Consider the following 6666-nt stretch of genomic DNA (forward strand, 5'->3'; position numbering starts at 1 on the left):
GCCGAATCCGAGCACTGCCCAGACTTCCCGCACCGGGTAGGTGGTGCAGTCCAACGTCTCGACGAGCTTGACGCTGTGTACCTTCCGGCACGCCCCGGTGAGGAAGCCGGCGACGACATTGATGAAGCCCGGCTCGAATCCCGTTCCCAGGAAGGTGGCGCCGCCCTGTTGAGCCGCCGCCTCGAGCGCCGCCCGTTCGGCTGGGTGGTGAGTGCCGGTGAGGAAATCGCCCGTCGTGACCACGTTGATGCCGGCCCGCAGCATCCTGTCCACCAGCTCGAAGTCGATGGCGCGAGGCATGTAGTTCACGCAATCCGGCCCAAGCTCGATCAGCGCGTCGACATCGTCGGTCGCGGTGACGCCGATCGGGGAGCGGTTGCCGAGCACGCCCGCATCACGTCCCACTTTGTCGGATCCGAAGGCGTGGACGCCCACCACGTCGAAGTCATCGCGGTCCAGCAGGACGCCGAGGGCCCGCCTGCCGATGTTGCCGGTCGACCACTGGACCACTCGGTATCGCGCCATGTGTCACACGGTAACCGTTGACAGCCGGTCTCGAACATTGTTCTAATCGGATTGCTGTTCGAATTCGGACGGCGTTCGAAATTGGGGGAAAGCGCATGGAGAGGGTGTCGAGAGCACCGGTGCTGCGCTATGGAGCGCTGGACCGGGCGCATCTGACGAAGTACCTGTTGCGGTTGGCAAAACGGGTGGGCGTCAACCGGGTCACGATGCGCGAGCTGGCAACCGAGGCGGGCACGGCGGCCTCGACGGTGTATTACCACGTTCGCGACAAGCGGGAACTGTTCGATCTGCTGATCGAGTCGGTGCTTGCGCAGATCGAGGTGCCGCCGCAGGGGGGCGGCTGGGAATCGCGGTTGGTCGAGCTCTACATGAATGCGTGGAAGGCGCTGGTCGAGGTGCCAGGGATCGCGGTCCTGCTCCAGGAGCATTCGCACACCGCCGCGGCTACGGAGATGGACCGCGCATCTCGCGGCATTCTGCGCGAATCCGGCTTGAATGCGGAGCATTTCGATGCGGCACACGCCGCGTTGTACATCCACCTATTGGGTTCCGTGCAGCTCGCGCATGTACTCCACACCGGTGCCACGGCCCACCGGCCAAGTGACAAAGCATTTGCATACGGCTTGCGCCTGATCGTGGCCGGCCTGCGCGGCGAGCTCGCGAAAGGGGAAGCATCATGACGAAGACGCTCATCGACCTCGGCGACTCGGCGATCTGGGCGTCGCAATTTCCCGACGATCTGTTCGCACAGTTGCGCGCCCGCACCCCGGTGTTTCACCAGCAGCTCACCGACGACGTGAGATCCGCTGTGGGCCGCGAGTTTTGGGTGTGCACCAAACATGCGGACGTCGCACGAGTGCATCGTGATCACGAGACATTTACGGCGACTCGTGGACCGCTGATCCAGGACGTAGCCCTGTTCGACGCGTATCCGGCCATCGTGAGTTTGGACCCGCCGGATCACACCGTCCGCCGCAGGCTCATTACGCGTGCCTTCACCCCACGCGCGGTGTCGAAGTTAGAAGACGGAATCCGCGAGCGGGCCAGGACAATGGCCGCGTCCTTGCTGGAGTCCGGTGGTGGCGAGTTTGTCGACCTGGCCGCCGGGCTGCCGATCTCGGTGATCGGTGACATCGTCGGGATCCCCGACGCGGATCGACCACATGTGTTCAGTCTCATCGACCGGGTTCTGAAAACAGCCGGCGCGCAGATGTCGATCCCCGACGGCGACGACGTGTTGCCGTTCATGGAGCTGTTCGAATACGCCAGCGCGCTGACCGCTCACAAGCGTGATCATCCCGTGGACGACATCTGGAGTGTGCTGTGCACCGCGGCGATCACGGCAGAGTCGGGGGAGAGCTTCCTGCTGCCCTCCAACGAACTCGAAATCTTCTTTTTCATCCTCGGGCTGGCCGGCGCCGATACGACGCGAAACGCGTTGTGCGACGGCATTCGGGCCTTCGTCGCCAATCCCGACCAGATTGCGGCCTATCGATCCGATCCGGCGACGCGGCGCACGGCGGTCGAGGAGGTGATCCGCTATTCCACGCCCATCATGTTCTGGGTTCGCGGCGCGACCAAGGATGTGACGCTTGGCGACGAGCTCATCCCGGCCGGCGCGCGCGTGATGACGATGTTGCGCTCGGCCAATCGCGACGAGGACGTCTTCGAGGATCCATACCGATTCGACATCCGCCGCGATCCCAACCCCCACCAATCCTTCGGCGGCGGTGGCGCCCATCATTGCCTGGGGGCGATGCTTGCGCGGGCCGAAGTTCGGGCCGCCCTCGACGAGATCCTGTTGAACACCAGCGCCATCGAAATCGGCGAGCCGAAGATGACGCTTCCCAACCTTGCCAACAACATGACCGTGTACGAATCACTGTCGGTCAGCTTCGCGACGCGTTAGTCGGGGCGGGTGGCGGAGTTGGCGCATGGGTCGGCTCAGCTGTCGTAGTCGACTGTGACGGTTGGGGTGGTGGGATGGGATTGACACGTCAGTATGAAGCCGGCCTCGACCTCGGCTGCGTTGAGTGCAAAATTTTGCTCCATCGATACTGCGCCTGTCGTGATCCTGGCTTTGCAAGTGCCACACGCGCCGCCGAGACAGGCATAGGGCGCGTCGATGTTGTTTTTCAGCGCCGATTCGAGGACGGTCTCACCCGCGGCGAGTTCCACGGTGTGATCCGCGCCGGACAGCGTGATGGTCACGTCGGACTTGGGAAAGTCATCGACGTTTGTGGGTTGCTTTGTGCCGCGGAACAGTTCGAGGTGTATCCGCTCGGCCGCCACCCCAACAGAGGCGAGTTCGTCGCGCATGGTCGTGACGAGATCGCTTGGGCCGCACAGGTACCACCGGTCGATCGAAGTGGGGTTGCCGGCGCGCAAGCGTTGAATCATCGCCAGGTCGATGCGGCCGCGAAGTGAGGCGGGGTGGTGCGCCTCGGCTGAGCGGATGTGGAAGATGCGTAACCGGTCTGCGTATCGAGCTTCGAGCTCATCGAGATCGGTAATGAACATGGTCGACTCTGCGGTTCGGTTGCCGTAGAAGAGGGTGAAGCGGCTTTCGGTCTCAATCTCCATGGTGGTGCGCATGATCGACAGGATGGGCGTGATGCCGCTCCCGGCCGCTACCGCGACATAGTCGCGCCGAGCGAGTGGATCCAGGGGTGCGCCGAAGCTACCCGTGGGCGTCATCAGCTCCAGGACGTCACCGGCTCGCAGTGTTTCGACCGCGAAGGTCGAGAACAGCCCGCCTGCGATGTGCCGTACTCCGATCGCCAGTTCTCCCGATGTGGCCGAGGTGCAGATCGAGTAGTTTCGCCGCACCTCCTCCCCACCGATGTGGTGTCTAACCGTCAGGTGTTGGCCCGCCTGGAATTGGAACTCGTCGCTGAGGTGACCGGGAACGTCAAAAGTGACTTTGACGCTGCCTGGGGTCAGGGGCTCGACACTTTTAACAGGGATCGGGTGCGTGCTGGCATGGCGCGCCGCGGAGGAACTCGGCATTCGGACTGGCAGCAGCGCAGCTAGTTTGCCGTTGAGGCGTTTCCACTCGTGGTACTGCGTGGCGTCGAGCTGCTGCCCAAAGACGGTGCTTATTGCCGAGTCGCGCTCGAGGTAGGCGGCCTCATTGCGTCGCCAGGCCGCGACGTAGCGGTAGAAGGGGATGGACGGGTGTAGGTGGTGGACCAGGTGATAGTTCTGCGACAACAGCAGGGGAGTCAGGATCCACTCTGAGCCGACGCGGTTGCGGGTTGCGCGATAGCGGTTCTCGCGTTGCGTGTCTTCCAGGTCGTGGTGGGGTAGCCAGTCGAACCACCAAGCGAGCACGAACATCGCCACCCGCTCGGGAATCAGATAGATCAGCGCGAGCGTCCACAGATGTCCGGTCAAGGCGGCCGCCACGATCACCATCACCGAAAAGGTCATCAGGGCAACCGTTTCGAGAATCTCGCCGCGTGGCCGCCGGCGCAGGTTACGAACCAAGAAGCTGATGTATGGCAGGTCCATTGCCGGGAAGCGGATGGGCAGCTGCCACCAGGGCGCGGCGCTGACGAAGTGATCGGGATCGGACTCACCATCGTTGGTGTTGCGGTGGTGCTCGATATGGATGAACGCGAACGACTTGAATGAGATCAGCGGCGAGACGAAAAACATTGCCATCCGACCGAAAGCGACGTTGACCCAGCGATGTGAGCTGATCGAGTAATGCGAGGCGTCGTGCAACACGGTGAACAGGACGAAGATTGCTGCGGAGCTCGCGGCGACGGTGGCGATCGCAGGCAAAGTATCGGTGAGGGCAGCCCAGGTTGATGCGCCGAAGAGCGCAAGCGAGCATGTGAAGATGCCGATTGTCGGCCAGGACAGCGTCGGAACCTGCTCGCCCGGATCAGGCAAGGCGTGCTGGGATACCGCCACTGGGGGTTGGGGGTGTTGAGTCTTGGTCAGCATCGGAGTCCTTCGCGCTTCGGAATGAGATGCTCGCAACCTACAAACGGCCGGTGTCGGTCAACAAGGCCCTCCCAGCCCTCCGCGGTGTGCTGCGAGCACATCCAGCGCGCTCGGACTCCTGCCAGTGGGGCTATGACTCGGGCAACACCGAGGCTCCCAGCACGTCGCACACTAGTAGGGCGGCGTGCAGTTCGGCGACGTTGATCGTTGCGGGCCGGCCCCTGCGCTCTTCGGCACGACGCACCCTTTGCAGGACCGTATTCTTGTGGATTCCCAAGGTGCGTGCCGCGGCCGTCAGACTCCCTTGCGCGTCGAGGACAGCCAGGAGGGTGGCGCGCTCACTGCGCTCTTTCGCGTCATTACGGGCGAGATCGCCGAGCTGAGCCGAAACGAAGGCCCTGGCCGCATCGAGGTCGCGCGAGATGGCATCCACCAACGAAACATCGGTGAACTCGGTGATCGACGGCGCCGCGCGTCCAGACAGTTCTATGACCCGGCGGGTGCGGAGCGCCTCGCGGTGGGAGGTGCGAAAGCCTGCAGGGCCCGGATGGGGCGAGCCCACCGCGATGTGAACGTTTTCGCGTTCGCCGGGCGACTCCGTCGCCATGCCCGTGAGCGAAGTCCTCACGTCCCCGGTGATCGATGCCCATCCCCACACCGCGAGGGGGCCGTCCGCCACGACGAGTGAGTGACCCGCCCCGAGATACCTACCAACCTGCCTGGCGAATCCCTCAAGGTCGACGCCGCGGTCGTCGGCCCAGCACACGAAACCGATTTGTCGACCGGTGAGCCGGTGGCTGAGTACACGTTCGGCCCGAGCGTTGTCGACGCGTTCGCCGGCGAGCAGTGCCCGCACGACTTCGTTGCGCTCGGCTCGTGCCTGGTTCTGGCGTCGGTCGAGTTCAGCGACGTACTCGGCGGCCACCAGACTGGAGATGCGGTCGATGTATCGAAACCCAAACCGCTCGAGATCGATGAACGTCCTCAGCGCGACAGCGGGGTCGCTGATCCAGTCGGTGAGCGAGTCGGAAAGCTTCTCGGTGAAGTACTCATGACCCAACCGATAGAACCGCAGCATCACATCGACGCTGTGCCCTCGTGATGCCATTGCTCGCGCGTGTTCGAGCGCAGTTACCGGCGCCTCCGCAGCCGCTACGTCGATTCCATGACGGAACATCGAAAGTGCCGCTTCGAGATTCGACGAGCACGATCCCAGGGTCAGGCCGCGAAGCTCGGTATCCCCGCCGACCTCCGGAATCCGCTCGACCAAATACGCGAGCATGTCCTCAGCCAGGCTCGACACATTCGCCAGCAGAGACGCAGCGACACCCCTTCCAGCGACCGCGCCGTGGGCCGGCTCTAGCGCGTCCATACCTGCACACTAACGGCGGCCCGGGTGGCCAACACTATGAACTGGGTTTGCTGCGTCGTCCCGGGTTTGATTGCGGTCCACTACATCCCCCAGGCTCCCGACATCCGGGAAAGGACATGGTCAGGTAGTCGATATCGCTTCGGCCGGCACTTGTCTCAGCCATCTAACTGGCTTCCGTCTGTACTTTCGGTCCGTTTGGACGGGCCCTCGCGGTTGGCCGGGCCGGTGGTGGCCCGGCTGCCACGCAGTGGCAAACCGCCGCTGGCCCAAGTGTTCGAGGTAATCGACCGCCGTCACGGCGAGCCGGTGTCGCTGCGCGACGTGGCGGATGAAGTCGGCATGACGCATGGACAATTGACCACCGTTGTGCGTCACCGCACCGGACGCACCGTGGGCGACTGGATCACCGAGCGTCGTATGGCCGAAGCTCGCCGCTTGCTGGCCGGAACGGACCTTCCGGTCGCAAACGTTGCCACGCGCGTCGGGGTGACGGATCCCGGCTATTTCAGCCGGCTGTTCACCCGGACGCACGGCATCTCGGCCCGACGCGCCAAAACGGCGAACTGTCATAGGGATTCGACCTCCAACCACTGGTCAATGTCGTATCGATCGCCCACGGCGCGGATCGTCGCACCGCCGTGGCCGGGGTAGTGCGCGGGTATCACCGTGGCGTGAGCCTGTGCGGCTTCGCTGAAGATCCGGCGCCGCGTGGTGGCGGCGGCGGCGGCATTCACGTCGAAGGCGCACGGGTCGGCGGGCCGGCGCACTTGCAACGGGCTGTGCGTGATGTCCCCGACGAACACCGCGGGCTGACC

Annotated in this window: 4 protein-coding genes and 3 pseudogenes; 3 read left to right on the top strand and 4 right to left on the bottom strand. The window is 64.0% G+C overall.

Translation table 11 applies throughout. From position 1 onward, the window contains the following. Positions 1-525, bottom strand: a pseudogene (locus ACZY0B_RS26355) (dihydrodipicolinate reductase); the annotation flags it as partial. Between the two features lie 95 nt (positions 526-620). On the opposite strand from ACZY0B_RS26355, the gene ACZY0B_RS26360 reads away from it, so the two are divergent. After that, positions 621-1205: a TetR/AcrR family transcriptional regulator gene (locus ACZY0B_RS26360; RefSeq protein WP_463767183.1), complete on the top strand. Its 585-nt coding sequence runs from the start codon at positions 621-623 to the stop codon at positions 1203-1205. After that, the gene (locus ACZY0B_RS26365) at positions 1202-2434 is read left to right on the top strand and encodes a cytochrome P450 (RefSeq protein ID WP_463767184.1); all 1233 of its coding nucleotides are present in this window, start codon (positions 1202-1204) and stop codon (positions 2432-2434) included. The genes ACZY0B_RS26360 and ACZY0B_RS26365 overlap by 4 nt, the downstream gene beginning before the upstream one ends. Positions 2435-2469: 35 nt before the next feature. Here the strand turns inward: ACZY0B_RS26365 and ACZY0B_RS26370 are convergent, their stop codons facing one another. Further along, positions 2470-4479 (bottom strand): fatty acid desaturase, encoded by a 2010-nt coding sequence (locus ACZY0B_RS26370; protein ID WP_463767185.1) that lies wholly within the window; start codon positions 4477-4479, stop codon positions 2470-2472. Between the two features lie 130 nt (positions 4480-4609). Further along, on the bottom strand, positions 4610-5851 hold the full coding sequence (locus ACZY0B_RS26375; protein ID WP_463767186.1) for a PucR family transcriptional regulator: 1242 nt from the start codon (positions 5849-5851) through the stop codon (positions 4610-4612). A gap of 204 nt (positions 5852-6055) precedes the next feature. Between ACZY0B_RS26375 and ACZY0B_RS26380 the strand changes: the two are divergent. Continuing rightward, positions 6056-6502: pseudogene (locus ACZY0B_RS26380) on the top strand (helix-turn-helix transcriptional regulator); the annotation flags it as partial. Here the strand turns inward: ACZY0B_RS26380 and ACZY0B_RS26385 are convergent. Next, positions 6418-6666 (bottom strand): annotated as a pseudogene (locus ACZY0B_RS26385) (MBL fold metallo-hydrolase); the annotation flags it as partial. The pseudogenes ACZY0B_RS26380 and ACZY0B_RS26385 sit on opposite strands and share 85 nt — an antisense overlap.

Source organism: Mycobacterium sp. IDUB_19 (assembly GCF_055419445.1).

Coding starts and splice junctions, on each gene's coding strand:
- ACZY0B_RS26375 (WP_463767186.1), bottom strand. CDS start 5,851: ATGGACGCGCTAGAGCCGGCCCACGGCGCGGTCGCTGGAAGGGGTGTC.
- ACZY0B_RS26370 (WP_463767185.1), bottom strand. CDS start 4,479: ATGCTGACCAAGACTCAACACCCCCAACCCCCAGTGGCGGTATCCCAG.
- ACZY0B_RS26365 (WP_463767184.1), top strand. CDS start 1,202: ATGACGAAGACGCTCATCGACCTCGGCGACTCGGCGATCTGGGCGTCG.
- ACZY0B_RS26360 (WP_463767183.1), top strand. CDS start 621: ATGGAGAGGGTGTCGAGAGCACCGGTGCTGCGCTATGGAGCGCTGGAC.